This window comes from Hoeflea sp. IMCC20628 (genome assembly GCF_001011155.1).
GTDB lineage: Bacteria > Pseudomonadota > Alphaproteobacteria > Rhizobiales > Rhizobiaceae > Hoeflea.
This window is the reverse complement of the sequence record NZ_CP011479.1, coordinates 4,120,445-4,142,505: the sequence shown is the minus strand read 5'-3', so window position 1 is coordinate 4,142,505 and position 22,061 is coordinate 4,120,445. Positions and strand designations below refer to the sequence as shown.

20 protein-coding genes are annotated in these 22,061 nt (G+C 61.0%); 15 read left to right on the top strand and 5 right to left on the bottom strand.

Going from position 1 to position 22,061, the window contains the following annotated elements; all coding sequences use genetic code 11:
- The first annotated feature begins 29 nt into the window (after positions 1–29).
- The 3 genes from IMCC20628_RS19435 to IMCC20628_RS19425 are packed head-to-tail and all read left to right on the top strand — an operon-like array spanning position 30 to position 3,294.
- Positions 30–1,802, top strand: coding sequence for an ABC transporter ATP-binding protein (locus IMCC20628_RS19435; RefSeq protein WP_047032788.1), 1,773 nt, complete (start codon positions 30–32; stop codon positions 1,800–1,802).
- Positions 1,799–2,629, top strand: a complete 831-nt coding sequence (dapB, locus tag IMCC20628_RS19430; protein ID WP_047031574.1) for a 4-hydroxy-tetrahydrodipicolinate reductase — start codon at positions 1,799–1,801, stop codon at positions 2,627–2,629. Before IMCC20628_RS19435 ends, dapB begins: the two co-directional genes overlap by 4 nt.
- A gap of 29 nt (positions 2,630–2,658) precedes the next feature.
- Positions 2,659–3,294 (top strand): 2,3-bisphosphoglycerate-dependent phosphoglycerate mutase, encoded by a 636-nt coding sequence (locus tag IMCC20628_RS19425; protein WP_047031573.1) that lies wholly within the window; start codon positions 2,659–2,661, stop codon positions 3,292–3,294.
- 95 nt (positions 3,295–3,389) lie between these two features.
- Here IMCC20628_RS19425 and IMCC20628_RS19420 read toward each other — a convergent pair whose 3' ends face one another.
- Positions 3,390–4,277: a bifunctional helix-turn-helix domain-containing protein/methylated-DNA--[protein]-cysteine S-methyltransferase gene (locus tag IMCC20628_RS19420; protein WP_047032787.1), complete on the bottom strand. Its 888-nt coding sequence runs from the start codon at positions 4,275–4,277 to the stop codon at positions 3,390–3,392.
- A 129-nt stretch (positions 4,278–4,406) separates the two neighbouring features.
- Positions 4,407–4,877, bottom strand: a complete 471-nt coding sequence (locus tag IMCC20628_RS19415) for a DUF2244 domain-containing protein (protein ID WP_156174586.1) — start codon at positions 4,875–4,877, stop codon at positions 4,407–4,409.
- 62 nt (positions 4,878–4,939) lie between these two features.
- Here IMCC20628_RS19415 and nth point away from each other — a divergent pair, with 62 nt between their 5' ends.
- Positions 4,940–5,731: an endonuclease III gene (gene nth / locus IMCC20628_RS19410; RefSeq protein ID WP_082128241.1), complete on the top strand. Its 792-nt coding sequence runs from the start codon at positions 4,940–4,942 to the stop codon at positions 5,729–5,731.
- A gap of 32 nt (positions 5,732–5,763) precedes the next feature.
- Here the strand turns inward: nth and IMCC20628_RS19405 are convergent, their stop codons facing one another.
- The 3 genes from IMCC20628_RS19405 to IMCC20628_RS19390 form a co-directional block, all read right to left on the bottom strand.
- Positions 5,764–7,386, bottom strand: a complete 1,623-nt coding sequence (locus IMCC20628_RS19405) for a thiamine pyrophosphate-binding protein (RefSeq protein WP_047031571.1) — start codon at positions 7,384–7,386, stop codon at positions 5,764–5,766.
- Positions 7,387–7,934: 548 nt separating this feature from the next.
- Positions 7,935–8,372, bottom strand: a complete 438-nt coding sequence (locus tag IMCC20628_RS19400) for a hypothetical protein (protein ID WP_052766557.1) — start codon at positions 8,370–8,372, stop codon at positions 7,935–7,937.
- A 518-nt stretch (positions 8,373–8,890) separates the two neighbouring features.
- Positions 8,891–9,616 (bottom strand): sulfate transporter family protein, encoded by a 726-nt coding sequence (locus tag IMCC20628_RS19390; protein WP_047031568.1) that lies wholly within the window; start codon positions 9,614–9,616, stop codon positions 8,891–8,893.
- A gap of 210 nt (positions 9,617–9,826) precedes the next feature.
- Here IMCC20628_RS19390 and IMCC20628_RS19385 point away from each other — a divergent pair, with 210 nt between their 5' ends.
- From IMCC20628_RS19385 to IMCC20628_RS19335, 11 genes are all read left to right on the top strand, one after another.
- A complete protein-coding gene (locus tag IMCC20628_RS19385) occupies positions 9,827–10,939 on the top strand; it encodes a GNAT family N-acetyltransferase/peptidase C39 family protein (protein ID WP_047031567.1) in 1,113 nt (370 codons plus the stop codon).
- Positions 10,932–12,389: a RimK family protein gene (locus tag IMCC20628_RS19380; protein ID WP_047031566.1), complete on the top strand. Its 1,458-nt coding sequence runs from the start codon at positions 10,932–10,934 to the stop codon at positions 12,387–12,389. The genes IMCC20628_RS19385 and IMCC20628_RS19380 overlap by 8 nt, the downstream gene beginning before the upstream one ends.
- A gap of 117 nt (positions 12,390–12,506) precedes the next feature.
- Entirely contained in the window at positions 12,507–15,347 is a 2,841-nt protein-coding gene (locus IMCC20628_RS19375) for a [protein-PII] uridylyltransferase (RefSeq protein WP_047031565.1), read from the top strand.
- A gap of 49 nt (positions 15,348–15,396) precedes the next feature.
- Positions 15,397–16,962, top strand: a complete 1,566-nt coding sequence (murJ, locus tag IMCC20628_RS19370; protein WP_047031564.1) for a murein biosynthesis integral membrane protein MurJ — start codon at positions 15,397–15,399, stop codon at positions 16,960–16,962.
- A 111-nt stretch (positions 16,963–17,073) separates the two neighbouring features.
- Positions 17,074–18,138 (top strand): tryptophan--tRNA ligase, encoded by a 1,065-nt coding sequence (gene trpS / locus IMCC20628_RS19365; RefSeq protein ID WP_047031563.1) that lies wholly within the window; start codon positions 17,074–17,076, stop codon positions 18,136–18,138.
- 128 nt (positions 18,139–18,266) lie between these two features.
- Entirely contained in the window at positions 18,267–18,758 is a 492-nt protein-coding gene (locus tag IMCC20628_RS19360) for a universal stress protein (protein ID WP_047031562.1), read from the top strand.
- 93 nt (positions 18,759–18,851) lie between these two features.
- Positions 18,852–19,415: a NifU family protein gene (locus IMCC20628_RS19355; RefSeq protein WP_047031561.1), complete on the top strand. Its 564-nt coding sequence runs from the start codon at positions 18,852–18,854 to the stop codon at positions 19,413–19,415.
- Positions 19,416–19,512: 97 nt separating this feature from the next.
- Complete coding sequence (gene tsaB / locus IMCC20628_RS19350) at positions 19,513–20,196, top strand: tRNA (adenosine(37)-N6)-threonylcarbamoyltransferase complex dimerization subunit type 1 TsaB (RefSeq protein WP_047031560.1); 684 nt, start codon at positions 19,513–19,515, stop codon at positions 20,194–20,196.
- Positions 20,197–20,249: 53 nt separating this feature from the next.
- Complete coding sequence (locus tag IMCC20628_RS19345) at positions 20,250–20,687, top strand: GNAT family N-acetyltransferase (protein ID WP_245307825.1); 438 nt, start codon at positions 20,250–20,252, stop codon at positions 20,685–20,687.
- Between the two features lie 67 nt (positions 20,688–20,754).
- Positions 20,755–21,180 (top strand): Fur family transcriptional regulator, encoded by a 426-nt coding sequence (locus tag IMCC20628_RS19340; protein WP_047032785.1) that lies wholly within the window; start codon positions 20,755–20,757, stop codon positions 21,178–21,180.
- A gap of 50 nt (positions 21,181–21,230) precedes the next feature.
- A complete protein-coding gene (locus tag IMCC20628_RS19335; protein ID WP_047031558.1) occupies positions 21,231–22,028 on the top strand; it encodes a 1-acyl-sn-glycerol-3-phosphate acyltransferase in 798 nt (265 codons plus the stop codon).
- Positions 22,029–22,061 lie beyond the last annotated feature (33 nt).

Here is a 22,061-nt window from a genome sequence, read left to right as displayed (position 1 = left end):
TCAAGCAGGATGTAGAGTCGCTGACAGCGATGATCCGCAGGATCATCCGTGAGAACGGCCGTGACTACGTCAAGACCTACCTGTTTGCCGCTTTCTGTCTGGTTCTGGTCGCTGCGTCCACGGCGTTCATGGCCTGGATCATGGAAGCGGTCATCAATGAGGCCTTTGCCAAGAAGAATGCCGATGCGATCTGGCTGATCTGCGGCTCGGTGCTGGCCGCCTTCGTGATCCGGGGGGGTGCATCCTACGGACAGGCCGTGGCGCTGGCGCAGGTCGGCAACAATCTTGTCGCCCGCTATCAGCAGCGCCTGCTCGACCATCTGATGAGCCTCGGCGTCGGCTATTTCGGCGATACCCGCTCGGCCCAGATCGCTGCCCAGATCTCCCAGAATGTCGCCGGTATCCGCGACGTGATGAACCTGACGATCACATCGTTTGCCCGCGATCTGTTGACACTGATCGCGCTGCTGGCGGTGATGGTGACCAAGGATCCGATCCTTTCGATCATTGTCTTTATCGGTGCGCCGCCGGTGCTGATTGCGCTTCGCTACATCTCCAAGCGGCTTCGCAGCGCGACGCGCGAATCGATCGATCTCAACAGCCGCGTGCTTTCCGCCATGCAGGAAACGGTGCAGGGCATCACCATCGTCAAGGCGTTTACGATGGAAGAGCAGATCAGCGCCCGCACGGCGGAACTGATCAAGGCTGCCGAGGGCCGCTCCAATCGCATCGCCCGTCTGACCGAGCGCACGTCGCCACTTACCGAAACAGTGGCCGGTCTGGCGATCTCCGGCGTCATCGCCTATGCGGCGTTCCGCTCGATCTATGGCGATGTTTTGCCCGGCGCTTTCTTCTCCTTCATCACCGCGCTGCTTCTGGCCTATGATCCGGCGCGGCGGCTGGCGCGGCTGCAGATCAGCCTCGAACGCGCGGTCGTCAACGCCAGGATGATTTACGAGATTCTGGATCAGGAACCCACCCAAGGTGACCGGCCAGAGGCAACCGACATAGCGGTCCCGCGCGGCAAGATCGAGTTCCGCAACGTCGGATTTGGCTATGGCAAGGGTGAAAATGTTCTCCAAGACGTGAGTTTTACCGCCGAAGCCGGCAAGACGACGGCGGTCGTTGGTCCATCGGGCGCTGGCAAGTCGACGCTGATTTCGCTGGTGCCGCGGTTTTATGATCCCGCCTCGGGACAGGTGCTGATCGACGGTGTCGACATCGCCACAGTCACCAAGAAATCGTTGCGTCACCAGATCGCCTATGTCTCGCAGCAGGCTTGGCTGTTCGAGGGCTCGATACGCGACAATCTGCGCTATGCGCGGCCTGATGCCACCGACGCCGAAATCGAGGACGCCGCACGGCTGGCCAATGCCCATGAATTCATTCTGACGCAGCCTCAGGGCTACGACACGCTGCTCGGTGAGAATGGTGTCAATCTGTCCGGCGGCCAGCGGCAGCGGATTTCCATCGCCCGCGCTCTGGTGCGCGATGCGCCGATCCTGCTGCTCGATGAAGCGACATCGGCGCTGGACAATGAATCCGAGGCTGCGGTGCAAAGCGCGCTGGAAAGCGCCATGAAAAACCGCACGGTGCTGGTCATCGCTCATCGGCTGTCGACCATCGCCAAGGCCGACCGCATTGTCGTCATGCAGGGCGGCCGGGTGGTGGAAGTCGGCAACCATGCCGATCTCAGCGCCACCAAGGACGGGCTCTACGCGCGGCTTCAGGCCTTTAGCGAGATGGCTCGGCCGAGCACACCCGTTGCAGCCGACACGGAAGCAGAAGGAAGCAAGCCATGACCGCAGCATCCGACAGCATGGGACTTATCGTGGTGGGCGCTGCCGGCCGCATGGGCCAGTCGCTGATTCGCACCATCGCCGAAATTGACGGCGTGCATCTGGTCGGCGCCGTCGAACGGCCCGGCTCAGAGGCGCTTGGCCGCGATGCTGGCGAATTGGCCGGTCTCGGCCCCAACGGAGTTCTGATCACCGATGATGCGCTGCCGGTCTTTGCCCAGGCCGAAGGCGTGCTTGATTTTACCGCACCCGCCGCGACGCTGGAATTTGCCGATCTTGCCGCCCAGGCCCGCATTGTCCACGTCATCGGAACCACCGGCATGGATGAGAGCCACGAGCCCCGGCTTGAGGCCGTTTCCCGTCACGCCCGCATCGTCAAGTCGGGCAATATGAGCCTCGGCGTCAATCTGCTCTCGGTGCTGGTGCGCCAGGCTGCCAAGGCTCTGGAGGCTGCCGACTGGGATATCGAGGTGCTGGAAATGCATCACCGCCACAAGGTCGACGCGCCGTCGGGCACGGCATTATTGCTGGGCGAGGCCGCCGCTGAAGGGCGCGGCATTGCGCTCGCAGACCATTCGGTCAGGGTCCGCGACGGCCACGCCGGTGCACGTGAGGCAGGCACAATCGGCTTTGCCACCTTGCGCGGCGGATCTGTCATCGGCGAGCACTCGGTGATTCTGGCCGGCGAAGGCGAAACCATCGAACTCAGCCACAAGGCTACCGACCGCTCGATCTTTGCCCGCGGCGCCGTTCGCGCAGCCCTCTGGGCACGGCATCAGAAGCCGGGTTATTACTCCATGCTCGACGTGCTTGGTCTGACTGACCACTAATCCAAACCGCCTGAACAAAGGAAATCATCATGTCCGGAACACTCGTGCTTGTCCGCCACGGCCAAAGCGAATGGAACCTGAAAAACCTGTTCACAGGCTGGAAGGATCCCGATCTCACCGAACTCGGTATTGAAGAAGCCAAGACTGGCGCGCAAGCCATCAAGGACACAGGCCTTAAATTCGACGTCGCTTTCACCTCGGTTCTGATCCGCGCCCAGCATACGCTCGACCTGATCATGGAAGGCATTGGCCAGACCGATCTGCCGGTGATCCGCGACGAGGCGCTGAATGAACGTGATTACGGCGATCTGGCTGGTCTCAACAAGGATGACGCTCGCAAGAAATGGGGTGAGGAGCAGGTTCACATCTGGCGCCGTTCCTACGACGTGCCGCCTCCGGGCGGCGAAAGCCTCAGGGACACCGGCGCCCGCGTCTGGCCCTATTACATGACCGAGATCCTGCCCCGCGTGCTGCGCGGCGAGACCGTGCTTGTCGCAGCCCATGGCAATTCGCTGCGCTCGCTGGCGATGATTCTCGACCGGTTGTCACGCGAAGAGATCGTCAAGCTCAATCTCGCCACCGGCGTGCCGATGGTCTACAAGCTCAACGCCGATTCCACTGTCGCGTCCAAGGAAGTTCTGGGCGATATGTCCAAGGCGCACTGAGCCTCAACTTAGGTGCTAATGCCTCCAATCTCCCCCTTGCTGGGGAGATGTCATCGTAGGTGACAGAGGGGGGTAAGTGCCCCTAGCACCGACCGTTATGCCGAACCCGACTGCGCGCAGCCGGTCTCCCAGCCGAGCATCGCCCGCTTGCGGGTGATCCCCCAGTGATAACCGGTCAGCGCGCCGGATTTGCCCAGCGCCCGGTGACACGGCACCACGAAGGAAATCGGGTTGCGTCCAACTGCGGCGCCCACCGCGCGTGAGGCGGACGGCTTGCCGATGGCGCGCGCCACATCCTGATAGGTCGAGGCCTGCCCGAGCGGAATCCGCAACAGCGCTTCCCAGACCCGCACCTGAAAATCCGTGCCGATCATGACAATCCGCAGGGGCTTGTCGGCGCGCCATTGGTCGGGCGAAAACACCCTGCCCACATAGGGTGCGGTGGCGTCCTGGTTCTGCGTCAATTTTGCACCGGGCCAGCGTTGGCTCATGTCCACAAGCGATGCAGCTTCCTCGCCCGGATCGGCGAATGCCAGCCCGCACAAGCCGCGCTCGGTCGCCAGCACCACAGCCGTGCCAAACGGCGAGGGGTGAAAGCCGTAAGAGATCTCAAGTCCCGCGCCACCGGTCTTGAAGTCGCCCGGGCTCATGGCTTCATGGGTGACGAACAGATCATGCAGCCGCCCCGGGCCTGACAGGCCCAGCTCATAGCTCGCGTCGAGCAGCGGCAGACCCTCGGCGCCGAGCAACCGGCGGGCGTGATCCAGCGTGACGGCCTGCAAAAACGCTTTCGGCGTCAGTCCGGCCCAGCGGCTGAAGGTCTTTTGCAGGCGTCCCGGCGCCACGCCGATATCGGACGCAATGTCCTCCAGTGATGGCTGCGCCCGGTAATCCAGAGAAATCCGCTCGATGGTTTTGCGGACGAGATCATAGTCGTCGCCTTGCGGGGTGATGTCGCGGTCAAGCTGTGCGGTCACATTCATGGTCTGGCTCCCTGCAGCGCCGGGCGTTTCATCAAACACCCAAATCTCCGCTGCTGCATGTCATGATCGCACTCAACCACGCGCCGCCGTGCCCCGCCACCCGAAACGCGCCAACGCGCAAAAATCCGTCTAGCGTTTCTTCACTGTCGCCAGCGCCCGCTGGAAAGCGCTGGCAAAGCTCTCCTTGTCGTCGGGGTTGAGAAACGAGCCAACATCGGTCTGTCGGCCCTGACCGCTGATCCACATGTCGGTGATGCCGATCTCGTCGTGGCGGGCGATGTTGAAGCGGGTCCAGAACGGGTTGAACTGATGATCGACAGTCCGTCCCGAAGGCGCGACCTTGCGCACCTCCAGATCGGTGCGCGACAGGCGGATCAATTCGCGCGTCCGTCCGGAGCGATAGCTGAGCCAGAAGGCGCCGAACAACAGCGCCAGGTCGAGCCCGAAAAACGCAAACACCGGCCAGGCGCCGACCTTGGCGAATATGACCATATGCACAGCCGTGATCACTGTCGCGATGCTCATCAGGATCACGAAACCGGTGCGGCCCAGCGACCGGTACGGTTTCAGCACAGCTTCGAACAAGGGTTCGTCATTCATGCGCGCCGGCCTCCATCCTGCTTTGTTTGCCATTGCCCCCTGACAATGATTATAGGGATGGAATGCAAAAGCCCAAGAGCCCAAAACCTGCCAAAGTGTCGCTTGTGTCTGCCACGGCGGCAGAAAAGCCAGCGCGTGCCAAGCCGGCCACCCCGCGCAAGCCGGCTGCGCGCCGCAAGAAAATTCCCTACAGTTCGGAAGAAATCCACGAGATATTCCGGCGCTTTTCAATCCAGCGGCCCGAACCCAAGGGTGAACTCGAGCACGTCAATCCGTTCACGCTGGTGGTCGCCGTAGCACTTTCGGCGCAGGCCACCGATGTCGGCGTCAACAAGGCGACACGGGCGCTGTTTGCCATTGCCGATACGCCCGAGAAAATGCTGGCGCTCGGCGAAGACCGGGTGCGTGACTACATCAAGACCATCGGGCTCTATCGCAACAAGGCCAAGAACGTCATCGCGCTGAGCCAGAAGCTAATTGATGACTATGGCGGCGAGGTGCCGCGCACCCGTGAGGAACTGGTGACGCTGCCCGGCGTCGGCCGCAAGACCGCCAATGTGGTGATGTCGATGGCGTTCGGCATCCCCACGCTGGCCGTCGACACCCATGTCTTCCGCATAGGCAACCGTCTGAAGATCGCACCGGGCAAGACCCCGGACGAGGTCGAGGCCGCGTTCCTGAAAATCATCCCGGACGAATATCTGTTCCAGGCCCACCACTGGCTGATCCTGCACGGCCGCTATTGCTGCAAGGCGCGCAAGCCCGAATGCGAACGCTGCGTCATCGCCGACATCTGCAAGTCACCCGAAAAGACCGTCGATATCCCGGCGCCACTGGTGGAATTGCCGGTTTAGGTTGTGCGGGGGGAGGCCAGCGTGTCCGCGTGTCAGGTCCGCATGCGCGGCACATCGTGCGGGTCGAGCCGCAGTTCGATCAGGACCGGACCTTCGCGGGTCTCGAGAGCTGCAAGCGCGGTTTCCAGTTCCGCGTTTGAGCGCACTTCGATCCCCTGACCGCCAAGTGACCTGGCGATCCCGGCAAATGAAGGCCAGTGGAACTCCGTCAGGCTCGGGTCCATCTTCCGGTCAAGAAACTGAATATGCTCTGCGCCATAGGCAGAATCATTGGCGACGATAACGATGAGATCCAGCCCAAGCCGCACGGCGGTGTTGAACTCGTTGATCCCGCCCATCATGAAACCGCCGTCACCGCTAAACAGCACCACCGGCCGGCCCGGCGCGGAGAGACCCGCACCGACAGCTTCCTGCAGGCCGAGCCCGATGGAGCCGAAATTCACGGTACAGATAAAGCTTTGCGGATCGGGAACAGAGATGCGGCACCAGACTTCGGTCATGAAGCGCCCGCCGTCGGTGACCAGCACACGATCACCCGGCAAAGCCTGTTCGAGCCGTTCCAGCGCGTGAACAAAGTTCACAAAACCATCCGCGGCCTTGCCCGTCCCCGCCGGATGCGCGGTGAGCATCCTGATGTCCAGTTCGCGGGTAAAGCCGCTCGCCGGGATCTCCGCCTGGTCCAGCCAGTACACAATGGTCTCGGCGGTGAGGCCCGCGTCGGCGACAAGGGCTGCGTCAGGATGCAGCCCGCCACCGATGGCGGTCGGTTCGATATCCACCTGCACGATCCGTTTGCCCTTCATCAGCTTGCCGCGGTCGGTGGTAAACTCGTGCAGTCCGGTACCGAAACAGACGATGCAATCGGATTGGGCGATCAGCTCATAGGCGGCCGGCGTGGAAAGCGTGCCGAATATGTCGATGTTGTAGGGATGGCCGCCAAACAGCCCTTTGGCTTTCAAAGTTGTGGCAAGCGGCGCTTCCAGCCGGTCGGCGAGCGCGATCAACTGATCGCGCGCCGCAACCGCTCCGCCACCGGCCAGGATCAACGGGCGGCGGGCCGAGGCGATCATGCCGATGGCCTCGTCCAGAATTCCTCCTTCGGCCACGCCACCCGGTGCGGTGAAAACGTCGAGCACCTCGACCTGATGCTCCACCTCTTCCCACATGAAGTCGGCAGGCATGTTGAGCACGATGGGACGGCGTTCGACCTGGGCCCGGTAGAAGGCCCGTGCAACATCCTTGCTCACAGTTTCAGGCGCCCGCACCTGCTCAAATCCCGCACCGGTCGCCTTGACCAGTTCGCGCTGGTCAATACTTTGCAGGTGGCGCGGGCTGGCCACGGGCGTATCGCCGGCAAGCAGCACCATCGGGATATGGCCCCGCACGCCTTCAGTCAGTGCAGTCATGCAATTGGTCAGCGCCGGGCCATGGGTCACTGTCGCAACGCCGATTTTCCCGGCGACATGGGCGTAGGCCAGCGCCATCAGCACCGAACTGCCCTCATGCGCAGCCGGCACAAACCGCCCGCCGCAGTCGCGCACGAAACTGTCGACCATGAACAGATTGGCGTCACCCATCAGCCCGAACATCGTATCGACCCCGTGGTCAGAGGCCGCTCGGGCAACGGATTGATGGAAATGCATTGTATTGCTCATCGGTATTCTCCCCTGTCGCGATCTCCTCTTTGATAGCTGAAAACACATGCGCAGAACGCGCAATATGGAAGGGTTTTGGTGGCGAGATGAACGGAAAAAGAGCCAAGCAAGCAATAATCATGCATGAAACCCAGCAAGAATGGGAATCCGGAGCTCCGCCGAATGGATTCAAGCGGCATATCCGAATGACCGGTTTGCAGTGGTCATCGCAGCCGTCACCGATGCAATGATCTGCGCCAGCATCAGAGCTAGGGCATCGCCGACATCGTTAAGTCACGCGAAAAGACTGTGAATGTTCCGGCGCCCTTGGTGGAGTTGTCGTTTTCGGCCCGTTGCGGACCTCTGTCACCTTCTCAGATGCTGCGCTGCAGCTTCAGCATTGCTGACATCCGTCAATCACGCAGCATTTTTGGTGGACCAAATTCGGCACGGCGAAAGAAGTCACCGTTCGGCGGGGCGGCCAATTTCCAGTGGCCTTGGCTGCTGATCGCTGCTACTGGCCCTTGGAAGACGTGCTACTTGGCTGATCTGCCGAATGTGAGCCATAGTCAGGGCCGCTCGGTGTCGAGATAGAAGTTAGCTCGCATCATATCCGCGACATAAGCACAGCCATCCTCTCTTTGAGAGAAGTGAGCCCAGACGTTGCGCGCGAATTGGTCAGGGGCCATCATGAGACTGATAGCGCTGATCTTGTATCGACTTACCCGGTCTTCCAAGGCAAAATTCTCTGCAAACGCCTTCTGGTCCGGCGGCGGTAATGAATACACCTGCATTGCGTAGGCTACGTATTCGCTTGTCACCAGGCAGTCGGAATAGGGACAGGGCACGGCATCATATGCAGCGTGAGCGAGTTCATGTGCAACGATGCTGTCGAAAAAGGTTTCCGTGGGAATTGAGCTAAAGGCGCTATCGTCGCGCCGAAGGCTCTCTACGGATGCTGGCGTAAGGATCTCAATTCTACCTGCTCCGCAATGATAGATCCCCATGCAATCGGGTGCTTCCGCAATTGCATCCGCAACATCAATGTCTAACGACTGAGAGATAACCACTCCGCAGTCTGCAATGAGAGGCACCGCGTGTGCTGCAGCCCGACAGGTTTGCTCTGCAAGCGCAAGGTCCGGCGCGCTGACGGTTACGGGAATACCGTCGCAAGACAGAACCTCTGCGTTCCCGGCCGCGACGGAGCAGGCGATTGCGACAGCTACTGGGATACCAATTCGGACGCTAATGTCGCTCTCCTTGCTGACATCAGTCTATCCGGTAATCCGGGTTAGTCATACCGGGTAAAACTAGTATCTGAGGCTCGTTGCATCTAAGGCCGCATGGACGTCCTTGCCGCGGAAGGGCTCGGAGCGGTCATGCGGCGAGGCAGCATCACGGAAGGAATACCCATTGGATGGATGTCCGCTTTTTGCAAATTCAAACAACCTCTGCGCGGTTGCGGCGAATTCACGCTTCCCGCCCAAAACGGTCAAACGTTAACTTTTCCTAATCGACTCTGACGTTAGCGCCTGGCACTGACCGGAGATCCCCCCGTCTTCGCCGCAATCATCTTGTTGAGATGCACCATCATGCCTGCCGCGAACATCGGGGTCAGCAGGTTCAAGAGCGGCACCGAGAGAAAGCCGGCGATGATCAGGCCGGCGAAGAACACTGTGGTGCTATTGCGGGCTCTGAGCCGTTTTGCATCCGCCGGGCTCATGAACCGCATCGCGGCAAATTCGAAGAATTCCCGGCCCAGCAGGTAACCGTTGACCACGAAGAACGCCACCAGATTGATGCCGGGCACGATCAGCAGCACCAGCGCAAACAGATTGCCCAGTCCCACCACCAGCAAAAATCCCAGCGATTGCCGGATCGACTGGCCGAGAGGCATTGGGCGACCGGGTTGGTCAGCGGGATAATCCCGGGCCTCGATCACCTCGGCGATTTCGTCGAGATAAAGCCCCGCCATTGCCGCCGTTACCGGCGCTATGAACAAGGCCAGCACCAGCGCCAGCCCGATGCCGGCGATGATCGCGGCAAGGGTGCCGGCCCATCCGGCCCAGTCGGGCAGGCCGGGCAGCAACGCTTCGAGCCAGGGCATCGCCGTCATCGCGAACAATTCGCCAAGCCCGAACCACAGCCCGATCAGCAGCAGGATGGTCAGGCCGAGCGACTTGAACAGAACCGACCGCGAGGCGGATGAGAGCAGGTTGGATCCACTCAGTCTTGCGGCTTCAATGATCATCGCTGGCTTTTCCTTGTCTGCACGGGCGGGGGGTTGGCATGTGGGGATGGAAGTCATCCGCGTCAACTTTTTGGTCCACTATCGGGTCTGGCATCCCGCCGGGAAATCTCATCTCGACCCGGTGACAGAACGACACAAATCAGCCATGATTCACGCGCCTGAGAGGCTTGCCGCCAATGGCTGTGATCACTCGTTTTTTCGGAAACTTCCATGTCCGCACCGCGGATACGCCCAGCCACCATTTCTGACATTGATGCGCTCGATGCCATCGAGACCGCAGTGTTTTCCGCTGACCGGATTTCCCGCCGCTCTTTCCGCACGCTGATTGACCGACCAACCGCCGAAACCATTGTCATCGAGACCGATGGTCAGGTCTGCGGTTACGCCATGATCCTGTTTCGTGCCGGTGCGGCACTCGCCCGGCTCTATTCGCTGGCCGTCGCCCCCGGCCATGTCGGCAAGGGGTATGGCAGGGCCTTGCTGGCGGCGGCGGAAGCCGCGGCCATGGATCACGACCGTATTCTCCTGCGGCTCGAGGTGCGCGAGGACAACGAAACTGCGATTGCGCTTTACAAGAATGCCGCTTACCGCCGGATCGGCCGCGTGGCGGAGTATTATGCCGATGGCATGGCGGCGCTCCGGTTCGAAAAATTGTTGCGCGGGCCCGAAGCGCCGGATGTGCTGACCCCGTTTTATGAACAGACTGCGGATTTCACCTGTGGCTCGGCCTGCCTGCTGATGGCGCTGGCCCGGTACCGTTCGCCCAATTTTCTCGATCCGGTCTGGGAAATCCGCCTCTGGCGCGAGGCCACCACCGTGTTCATGCTGGCAGGCCCGGGCGGCTGCGAACCCTTCGGCCTGGCCATGGTGGCGCGCGAACACGGGCTCAATCCGGAAGTCTGGTGCTCGACCGAAGACATGCTGTTTCTCGAAACCGTGCGCGATCCGGAAAAACGCCGGGTCATGGAATTGGCGCAGACCGATTTTCGCGCCCGCGTTGCCGAGGCCGGCACGCCGGTGCACTCCGAGGCGTTCACGCTTGACTGGTTGCGCGCCCGGCTGGCCGAGGGCCATGTCGCCATCATCCTGGTCAGCGGCTATCTGATGATGGGCAAGAAGGTTCCGCACTGGGTGCTTGCCCATGGCGATGACGGTCGCCATATCTTCGTTCATGATCCCTGGGTCGAGGACGAGGTCGGCGAGACCACCGATGACGCCGCCAATATCCCGGTGCCCTATGCCGTGTTTGACCGGATCGCCCGATTCGGCCGTACCGGCTTGCGCGCCGCAGTCCTTATCAAGGGAAATCTGCTCCATGTCTGACTGGATCATTCTGTCGACCGCCCTGGCGGGCTTTGACCACACCGCGACCAAGCACAAGGTGCTCGCCACCCGCGATTATCTGGCCAAGCCGGAAATGTTTCGTGGCGCGCGGCCCAATATCATCAACCTGTCGCGCTCCTATGCCTATCAGAGCCGCGGTTACTACGCCTCGCTGCTGGCGGCTGCCCGCGGCCAGCGGGTGATTCCGTCGGTCGAGACCATCATCGATCTGTCGGCGCGCAAGCTTTACGAGAATGCGGTTCCTGAACTCGAGGATTCGCTCAACAAGAGCCTGCGGGAGCAGGGCGGCGATCCGCTGCCGTCGCGGCTGCGGGTGTTTTTCGGCACCAGCACCGACCCGCGGCTCGAGCGCTTCGGCCGGCTGCTGTTTGACTGGTTTCGCGCCCCCATTCTCGAGCTCACGCTGAAGCAGGGAGACTGGGTCTCGATCTCCAAGATTGCTCTGCTGCCTTTTGGCAAGCTCGATGAAGAAGGTCGCGAAGCACTGTTTCAGGCCATGGCGCGCTACACCGCGAGGCAGTGGAAAGACGCAAAATCCCGGGCGCCGGCGCGCTATTCCTTCGCCACCCTGGTCGATCCCAACGAGGCGCTGCCACCATCTTCGATCTCCAGTCTCAAGCACTGGTCGCGGATCGCCGCGCGGATGGGCGTGTCAGTGGAACCGATCACCCGCAAGGACCTGCCGCGGCTGGCCAATTTCGATGCGCTGTTCATCCGCGAAACCACCTCGATCTCCAACCACACCTATCGCTTCGCCCGCCGCGCCCAGCAGGAAGGCATGCCGGTGATCGATGATCCGGTGTCGATGATCCGCTGCACCAACAAGGTCTATCTCGACGAGTTGATGTCGGCCAACGGCATTCCTGTGCCCGACACGGTGATGCTGATCGGGGCTGAGGATTTCCAGCGCGCCGCCGATCTTCTGGGCTTTCCAATGGTCCTGAAGGTGCCCGATTCCTCCTTCTCCAGAGGCGTCAAGAAGGTTGCCTCGATGGCGGAGCTCAAGGCGCTGGCCGGCGCCTGGCTGCATGATTCCGAGGTGTTGATCGCGCAAAAATACATGCCGACCAGTTTCGACTGGCGCATCGGCGTGCTTGGCGGCAAACCGCTGTTCGCCGTGCAATATCTGATGGCCAAGCAGCATTGGCAGATCGTCAAGCACGACACCGGCGGCAAGCCGCTGGAAGGCGGCTTCAAGTCGTTTTCGCTGGCGCAGGTGCCGCCCTTGGTTCTCGACACTGGCCTGCGCGCCGCCAGTTCGGTGGGCGACGGGCTCTATGGCGTTGATCTCAAGGAAACCGATGACGGCGTGTTTGTCATCGAGGTCAACGACAATCCCAATCTCGAGCACGGCGTCGAGGATGCGGCGGAAAAGGACGAGGTCTGGACCCGGCTGACCAACTGGTTCATCGAACGGATTGCCACCTGACCGTCCGGTCCCGGCAAAGCCTCGTGGCGCGGACTGTCGTTTCGGCGCGAAACAGGCTATAGCAGCCCCGCTTGGCGCGCCGAGCGTGATCACTGACAGCGACCAGGACCCCGAAGCATGTTGAAAACCGCCGAAGACAGCCTCAATCTCAACCAGATTGTCGATCCGGCGGTGTTGCGGCAAGCCCTCGACGCGATTGCAGCCGAGCACGGCGGCGCCAGCCTGGAGGCCCGTCAGGCGGTGCTGGCCGAAGTCAAGCGCGTCAATGCCGAAGGTCGGGAAACCGCCCGCACCATGCTGTTCGAAGACGGCGGCGGCACTGCCTGCGCCACCCGGATCTCGCATCTGCAGGACGTCATCACGTCGGCGCTGTATGATTACGCCAGCATCCATGTCTACCGCGTCGACAATCCTTCGACCTCCGAACGCATGACAGTCACCGCTGTCGGCGGCTATGGCCGTGGCACCCTGGCGCCCGGCTCCGATATCGATCTGTTGTTCGTGCTGCCCTACAAGAACACCGCCTGGACCGAACAGGTGGTCGAGTGGATCCTCTACATTTTGTGGGACATGGGACTGAAGGTCGGCCACGCCACCCGCAATGTCGATGAATGCATCCGGCTGTCGCGCTCCGACATGACCATCCGCACCGCCATTCTTGAAGCGCGGTTCCTGTGCGGCGAGCGCACATTGTTTGCCAATCTGGCCGACCGCTTCGACAAGGAAGTGGTGGAGGGCACCGGACCGGAATTCATCGCCGCCAAGCTTGCCGAGCGCGATGAACGTCACCGCAAGGCCGGCGATACGCGCTATCTGGTCGAACCCAATGTCAAGGAAGGCAAGGGCGGCCTTCGCGATCTCAACACCTTGTTCTGGATCGCCAAATATTTCTACGATATCCGCGACACCAAGGAGCTTGTCGGGCTCGGGGTGCTGTCAAAACGGGAGTTCAACCTGTTCGTCAAGGCCGAGGATTTTCTCTGGGCGGTGCGCTGCCACATGCATTTTCTCACCGGAAAATCCGAAGAGCGGCTGTCTTTTGACATTCAGCGCGACATTGCCTCGGGCCTGGGCTACCAGGATCACCCCGGCCTGTCCGCTGTCGAGCGCTTCATGAAGCATTATTTTCTGGTCGCCAAGGACGTTGGCGACCTGACCCGCATCTTCTGCGCCGGCCTCGAAGACCAGCAGGCCAAGCAGGCACCGGGTCTGACCGGCGTCATCACCCGCTTTGCCAGCCGTCCGCGCAAAATCCCCGGCACACTCGATTTCATCGAGGACAAGGGCCGGATCAACATTGCCAATGCGGATGTATTCAAAAACGATCCCGTCAACATCATCCGGCTGTTTCATCTTGCCGATATCCGCGGGCTCGAGTTCCATCCCGACGCGCTCAAGCGGGTCACCCGCTCGTTTCGGCTGATCAATGCCGATTTGCGCGAAAACGAGGAAGCCAACCGGCTGTTCATGTCGATCCTGACCTCGAGGCGGCAGCCGGCGATCATTCTCAGGCGGATGAATGAAGCCGGAGTTCTGGGCCGTTTCATCCCCGAATTCGGCAAGATTGTCGCGATGATGCAGTTCAACATGTACCATCACTATACCGTCGACGAACATCTGATCCGCACTGTCTCGGTGCTGTCAGCCATCGACAAGGGTGATGAAGAGCGCGAGCATCCGCTGGCCAACAAGCTGTTGCCGAGCATCGAAGAACGCGAAGCATTGTACGTCGCCGTGTTCCTGCACGACATTGCCAAGGGCCGGCCGGAAGACCACTCCACCGCCGGTGCAAAGGTGGCACGCAAGCTGTGCCCGCGGCTGGGTCTGTCGGCCAATCAGACCGAACTCGTGGTCTGGCTGATTTCTGAACACCTGACCATGTCGATGGTGGCGCAGACGCGCGACCTCAATGACCGCAAGACCATCACCGATTTCGGCGAAAAGGTCCGCACACTGGAGCGTCTGAAAATGCTGCTGGTGCTGTCGGTGTGCGATATCCGCGCCGTTGGTCCCGGTGTCTGGAACGGCTGGAAAGGTCAACTTCTGCGCACGCTCTATTACGAAACCGAGTTGATGCTGTCAGGCGGCTTTTCGGAAGTCTCGCGCAAGCAGCGCACGGCGCACGCCCGCGAAGCGCTTGGCGAGGCGCTGTCAGACTGGAGCGACCGGGAGCGCGCCGCCTATCTCAAACTGCATTACGAGCCCTATCTGCTGGCGGTGCCGCTTGAGGAACAGGTGCGTCACGCCGAGTTCATCCGCGAAACCGACAAGGCCGGAAAGCAACTGGCCACCATGATTCGCACTCACGCGTTCCACGCCATCACCGAGATCACGCTGCTGTCGCCGGACCATCCGCGGCTCTTGTCCATCGTCACCGGCGCCTGCGCCGCTGCCGGCGCCAACATCGCCGATGCGCAGGTCTTCACCACATCCGACGGGCGCGCACTCGACACCATCCTGATCAACCGCGAACTGCCTGACGACGAGGATGAACTCAGGCGCGGCGCCTCGATTGGCCGAATGATCGAGGATGTGCTGGCCGGGAAGACCCACATGCCGGAAGTAATCGCCCGCAAGACCAGCGCCAGGCGCAAGGTGCGGCCGTTCATCGTCAAGCCCCAGGTTACCATTTCCAACACGCTGTCCAACAAGTTCACGGTGATCGAATTTGAATGCCTTGACCGCACCGGATTGCTGTCCGAAGTCACATCCGTGTTGTCGGACCTTTCGCTCGACATCGCTTCGGCGCATATCACCACTTTTGGCGAGAAGGTGGTGGACACCTTCTATGTGCGGGATCTGGTCGGCATGAAAATTACCAGCGAGACCCGTCAGATCAACATCGCAGCAAGGCTCAAGGCGGTGCTCGCCAAGGAAGAGGACGAAGTGCGCGACAAGATGCCTGCAGGTATGATCGCGCCGCAAGGCTCCACCCGCCGCGGCCGGACCCCGGCCTAGCGGCTGCCATCCAGCCATGAAGCGCTCTCGCAACCACGGATAAGCCAGCATGAGCCTGATCAGGAAATTCGCAAGCGTCGGCGGCGCCACCATGGCCAGTCGGGTTCTGGGCTTTGTGCGCGAGGCGATGATCGCCGGGTTCTTGGGCGCCGGGCCTGTCGCCGACGCATTCTATGCAGCTTTCCGTTTTCCCAACCTGTTTCGACGGCTGTTTGCCGAAGGCGCCTTCAACGCAGCTTTCGTGCCGCTGTTCGCCAAGGAAATCGAAGGCGGCGGCCCGGCGGCAGCGAAAAAATTCGCCGAGCAGGTGCTGTCGGTGCTGTTGCTGTCGCTGTTTGCAATCAGCGCCCTGGCGATGATCTTCATGCCGTTCCTGGTAGGCACCGTCATTGCGCCCAAATTTGCCGATGACCCGGAAAAATTCGAGCTTACCGTGCTGCTCGCAAGGATCATGTTTCCCTATCTCGCCGCGATGAGCCTGGTGGCGATGCTGGCAGGCATTCTCAATTCGCTGCGGCGCTATTTCCTCGCTGCATTGGCCCCGGTGCTGCTCAATGTGGTTCTGGTCGCAAGCCTCGTCGCGGCCGGATATCTGGACCTGTCGGCGCCGATCATCGGCGAGGTTCTGGGTTGGTCTGTGACGGTCTCGGGACTGCTGCAGCTCGGTCTTCTGGTCTGGGCGCTCAAGCGGGAAGGCTTTGGCCTCGGCTTTGTCCGGCCAAGACTGACACCTGCGGTCAAGCGATTGCTGTGGCTGGCGCTGCCAGCCGCAGTGACCGGCGGCATCACCCAGATCAACCTGCTGATCGGCCAGATCATCGCCTCTGCCCAGGATGGGGCCATCGCCATCATCAATTATGCCGACCGGCTCAACCAGTTGCCGCTCGGGGTGATCGGCATTGCCATCGGCGTTGTGCTGCTGCCCGAACTGTCGCGAGCGCTGCAGGCTGGCGACATGAAGGAAGCGAAATATCTGCAAAATCGCAGTCTCGAATTCGGTCTGGCCATCACTGTTCCCGCCGCCGTAGGACTGGCGCTGCTGCCCGAACCGATCATCGCCCTGGTGTTTGAACGTGGCGCCTTTACCCGTGAAACAACGCTTGTGACAGCCTCCGTGCTTGCAGCCTTTTCCATAGGCTTGCCGGCATTCGTGCTGTCCAAGATATTCACCCCGGTGTTTTACGCCCGCGAGGACATGCGTACACCGTTGAAGGCCTCAGTGGTCTCTGTGGTCATCAACATCGTCGGCAGCTTGGTTCTGTTTCCGCGTCTTGGCGTGATGGGGCTGGCGATCGCCACCAGTCTGGCCGGCTGGATCTCGGTGTTTTATCTTGGCCAGCAACTGTTTTCGCGGGATCTGTTCCGGCCTGCCGCCGTTACCATCAGGCGTATAGGGCTCATTGTCATTGGCGCGGCGCTGATGGGTGGGCTGCTGTGGTGGACCAAAGCCACATTCCCGCATTGGCTGCTCGATGCCAGCCTGCTGGTTCGTCTGGCAACCGTTCTGATGACGATCGCCGCAGCTTGCGTGGTCTATTTCGGCTTTGCCTTTGCCACCGGCGCGCTCAACCGGGCCGAGTTCGCCCGTTTGCTCAAGCGCAGCAAGAAGAGCTGAAACGGCGGCTTGGCGGCGGATTGGGCTTGACCTCATACCGCCGCAGCCGCATAACCCCGCCCGATTTCAACGAGGAATGCAGGCCCTCCACAAGCCTGCCGGGAGCCTATCATGTCCGCCACTTTCAAGCCGCTGGTCTTCTCCGGTGTTCAACCCACCGGCAATCTTCATCTTGGCAATTATCTTGGAGCCATTCGCAAGTTCGTGGCGCTGCAGGAGGAGCACGACTGCCTGTTCTGCGTGGTCGATATGCACTCGATCACCGCGCAATTGGTGCATGAGGATCTCAAGACCCAGACCCGCTCCATTGCCGCAGCCTTCATCGCGTCGGGCATAGATCCAACCAAGCACATCGTCTTCAACCAGTCCGCCGTTCCCGGCCATGCCGAACTCGCCTGGATCTTCAACTGCGTCGCCCGCATCGGCTGGATGAATCGCATGACCCAGTTCAAGGACAAGGCCGGCAAGGATCGCGAAAAGGCTTCGCTCGGCCTGCTCGCCTATCCGAGCCTGATGGCGGCTGACATTCTGCTTTACCGCGCCACCCATGTGCCGGTTGGCGATGACCAGAAGCAGCACCTCGAACTGGCCCGCGACATCGCCCAGAAATTCAACAATGATTTCTCCTCCCGCATTTCGGATGCCGGTCTGGGCATCGATATGATGGTTGGCGAGGAGAAGGTCTCGGGCTATTTCCCCTTGATCGAGCCCCTGATCGGAGGTCCGGCGCCGCGAGTCATGAGCTTGCGCGATGGATCGAAGAAGATGTCGAAATCAGATCCGTCTGATCTGTCGCGTATCAACATGACGGATGATTCCGACACCATCGCCAAGAAAATCCGCAAGGCCAAGACCGATCCGGCACCTTTGCCCGAAACGCTGGAAGAGCTTGAGGGCCGGCCTGAGGCGCAGAACCTGCTCGGCATCTACGCGGCGCTCAGCGACCGCACCCGCAAGGATGTGCTTGAGGAATATGCCGGCCAGCAATTCTCGGAGTTCAAGCCGGCGCTGGTCGAGCTTGCCGTCGAGGTGCTCGCCCCCATCACCTCGGAGATGACGCGGCTGATGGACGACCCTAGCCACATCGATGCGATCCTCAAGGATGGCAGCGCGCGGGCCAATGTCCTGGCCGAGAAGACCATGACTGACGTTCGCGAAATCATCGGATTTCTGTAAATACCGAATAAAATTCAATAGCTTATAACGCCGTGCGCTCACCTGAATGCACGGCGTTGTGGCATGCTCGTGGACGGTGCAAAAAACGGTCTTGCGGAAAAGCCCGCTCTGATGGCATTGTCCGCCCCATGGTATCAAGACGACTCTCACGCGAAGCCGGACACCGGCGCAAATTTCTCGCCGTCATAGACGACACCCCGGAATGCGAGCGCGCCATGCGCTACGCCGGCATGCGCGCCCACAATTCCGGCGGCGGTCTGGTTCTGGTCTATGTCATCGAACCCGCAGACTTCCAGCATTGGCTGGGTGTCGAGGAAATCATGCGCGCTGAAGCGCGGGAAGAGGCGGAAGCCACCCTCGCCAAGGCCAGCGAAAAAATGCGCCAGATCATCGGCATTGATCCCGAAGTGGTCATCCGCGAGGGCAAGACGACCGAGGAAATCCACTCGGTTATCGAGGAAGATCAGGATATTGCAATTCTGGTGCTGGCCGCAGGCTCGGCCAAGGATGGTCCCGGGCCGCTGGTAACATCCATCGCCGGCCGTGGTGCTGCGTTTCCGATTCCGGTCACGGTAATTCCCGACGCACTCTCCGATGACGAGATCGATGCGCTGAGTTGATCTCGATTGCCCTTGATTGACAGGCCTTCGAGGCTTATCTTGTTTTGAAGAGTTCTAAACTGGCCGGTCACACACCAGGCAGGGAGATAACAGATGTTCATCCAGACTGAATCCACACCCAATCCGGCGACCCTGAAATTTCTTCCGGGCAAGGTTGTCATGGATCAGGGTACCGCCGATTACCGCAGCGTTGATGAAGCCGGCACCGCATCGCCGCTGGCGGCGAAGCTGTTCGGCATTCCCGGCGTCACCGGCGTGTTTTACGGCTATGATTTCATCACCATCACAAAGGATGGCCCCGAATGGCAGCACCTCAAGCCTGCCGTGCTCGGCACCATCATGGAGCATTTCATGTCCGGCGCGCCGATCTTGTCGGGCGACGAGAGCGCTGCGCCGGCGTCCGATGAGGAATTCTTCGAGGCCGGCGACGAGACCATTGTCGCCACCATCAAGGAATTGCTTGAAACCCGTGTCCGCCCGGCGGTGGCGCAGGATGGCGGCGACATCACATTCCGCGGATTTCGCGAAGGTACGGTGTTCTTGCACATGAAGGGCGCCTGCGCCGGGTGTCCGTCTTCGACGGCGACGCTCAAGCACGGCATCCAGAACCTGCTCAAGCATTTTGTCCCGGAAGTGCGCGAAGTCGAGGCCGTCTGATCGCTGCCTGGCTTTACCGCGCTGGCCAATGCCCCTATTGACGTCGGTAATGTAGTGCCGTGCGCTGTTTGCGCGGCCATTCCAACGGATATGCCCGGTGTTGATACTTGCCATCGATTGTTCCGCTCGGTTTTGCTCCGTAGCCCTTTTCCAGGATGACACGGGCCAGATCCTTGCATCTGCCAGTCCGGACATCGGCCGCGGCCATGCTGAGCATCTGCCTGCCGTTCTTCAATCCGTCCTTGATGCTGCCAGTACGGAACTGTCACAGGTCGAGCGAATCGGCGTCTGCATCGGACCCGGCTCCTTTGCCGGTATCCGCGTCGGTGTTGCCTTTGCCCGTGGACTGGCTCTGGCGCTGGACGTTCCTGTTGTCGGCGTCGGTTCCCTGGAAGCCATCGCAATCCCTGCGGCGCATGAGAGCGGCAAGCCTGTCATGGCGGTGCTCGATGCAAGGCGGGATTGCGTCTGGGCTCTGCTGGTCGTTGCCGACGGCAGCCTGTCTGCCCCTGCCTCTGAACTGACACCTGTGGCTGCCGTCTCGTTGGCGCTTGAGGCCAAATGCGGGTTGAGTGGCAGCGGTGCGCCGCTTCTGGCCGGTCTCGAGCCCTCGCTCGAACCCCATGTGCTGACGGATCTGGTGGCTCCCGCAATCGAAAGTGTGGCGCGTCTGGCAGCGAGGCTTGATCCGCAGACCGATCCGGCTGAACCGCGCTATCTGCGCGACGCCGACGCCAAGCCGCAGGCCGGCTTTGCGGTACCGCATGAGGCTTCGCTCTGATGGTTTTCAATCCGTTTGGCCGAACGCCGGAATGCCTTATTCTCGAGATTGAGATGAAAGATGCACGCACCGCATCGCGCATTCATGGCGAAGCTTTTGCCCGCGCCTGGGGCGACGGTGAATTCGAAAGCCTGATCTCCCAGCATTCGGTTTTTGGTTTTCTGGCCTGTCCGGAAGGTCGCGCTCGCGACGGTGCGGCAGGATTCGTTTTGTGTCGCGAAGCAGCCGGGGAAGCCGAAATTCTGTCGATCGGCATCACTCCGAAACAGCGCCGAACCGGGCTCGGATGGCGTCTGATGCGCAGCGCCATGCAGGAAGCCAAGCGGCGCGGCGCCGAGGAAATATTCCTTGAAGTCGACGAAACCAATGCGGCGGCTGTTTTGATGTATCGCAAGCTCAAATTCATTCAGGTCGGCGAACGGCGGGCCTATTATGTCCAGGAAGGCGCACCGCGCACGACTGCGCTTGTCATGCGCCGCGATCTTCGCTAGTCCCCAAGTGACCGTCGGCGGCATTGGCGCCGGCAAATCCTCTGCACACAAGCAGGCGGGACAGGCGATGGACGAGCAGAAACCCTTGGAAGACAGATGTGCCGAGCGCGGAATGCGCATGACCGAGCAGCGGCGCATAATTGCCCGGGTGCTCGACGGCGCTGATGATCACCCCGATGTCGAGGAATTGCACCGGCGCGCCGTGCTGGTTGATTCGCGCATTTCCATGTCCACCGTCTACCGCACGGTCAAACTGTTCGAAGATATAGGCATCATCGAGCGGCATGATTTTCGCGACGGTCGCTCGCGCTACGAGACCGTGCCCGAAGAGCATCACGATCATCTCATCGATCTGCGCACCGGCACCGTGATCGAGTTCCATTCACCTGAAATCGAAGCGTTGCAGGAACGCATTGCCCGCGAACATGGCTTCCGGCTGGTCGATCACCGGCTCGAACTTTACGGAATTCCGCTCAAGACCGACAAGACCTAGCGCGCCGTGAGCATGGGGCCCGCGCGCAATCCTGTTTCGTCTGCCCGGCCATGATCGCCGCAGTGCGCGTCTTCTTTGTGGTTGCTGCTTTCATCCTGCTGACCTGTGCGCTGTTGCCGGTTCAGCTGATCGCGCTTGGATTTGGCCATTCGGTGATGCGGCGCTTGCCGCGCTGGTGGCACCGGATCATGTGCAGGGCTATCGGGCTCAGGGTGCGGCCGCATGGCCGTTTGGCGCAAGATCGTCCGCTGCTGCTGGTCTCCAATCACATTTCCTGGAAGGACATTCTGGTCCTGGGATCCGTTGCCGACGTGGTCTTTATCGCCAAATCCGAAGTCCGCAGCTGGCCGGTGCTCGGCTGGCTGGCGCGGCTGCAGCGCTCGGTGTTCGTCGTGCGCGCGGAACGGCGCAAGACAGGGGCGCAAATATCCGAGGTCTCCGAGCGGCTCCTGTCCGGTGAAGTCGTGGTGCTGTTTGCCGAAGGCACCACGTCTGACGGCAACCGGGTGATGCCGTTCAATTCGTCTCTGTTCGGTGCCGCCAGCGCGGCCATTGCCCATGCGCCTGAAGGCAAGGTTCATATTCAGCCGGTGTCGATTGCCTATACCGGCATTCACGGCATGGCTATGGGGCGCTATCACCGGCCGGTCGCGGGATGGCCTGGTGACGTGGCGCTGGGGCCGCATTTGCTTCGCGTCATCCGCAATGGAGCACTGGATGTCGATGTGGTTTTCGGTGAAGCGATCGCCTTCGATGCCGCCACCGATCGCAAGAAAACCGCGCGTCTTGTCGAGGCTCGGGTCCGCGACGGTCTCAATGCGGCGCTGCGCGGAAAACTCAATGAGTAGATCGCCATTTTCAAGCCACTGTTTTGCAGCTAA